The organism is Paraburkholderia sp. SIMBA_054 (assembly GCF_046534875.1).
Lineage (GTDB): Bacteria > Pseudomonadota > Gammaproteobacteria > Burkholderiales > Burkholderiaceae > Paraburkholderia > Paraburkholderia hospita.
This window is the reverse complement of sequence record NZ_JAWRXV010001012.1, coordinates 1-262: the sequence shown is the minus strand read 5'-3', so window position 1 is coordinate 262 and position 262 is coordinate 1. Positions and strand designations below refer to the sequence as shown.

At 55.3% G+C, this 262-nt stretch carries 1 protein-coding gene; it reads left to right on the top strand.

The window, feature by feature from the left end; genetic code table 11:
- A partial coding sequence (locus SB822_RS58200; protein WP_410859255.1) for a S1 RNA-binding domain-containing protein occupies positions 1-262 on the top strand: 262 nt, incomplete at both ends.

The following is a 262-nucleotide window of genomic DNA, read 5'->3' as shown; positions in this document are numbered from 1 at the left end:
GCCGGGCATCGAAGGCCTCATCCACGTTTCCGAAATGTCGTGGACCAAGAAGAATGTCCATCCGGGCAAGATTCTTTCCACCACGCAGGAAGTCGAAGTCGTTGTGCTCGAAGTTGATCCGGTCAAGCGCCGTATCTCGCTGGGCCTCAAGCAGACCCTCGACAATCCGTGGACGACCTTTGCCCAGAAGTACCCTGTCGGTACCGTTGTTGAAGGTGAAGTCAAGAACAAGACCGAATTCGGCCTGTTCATTGGCCTCGAC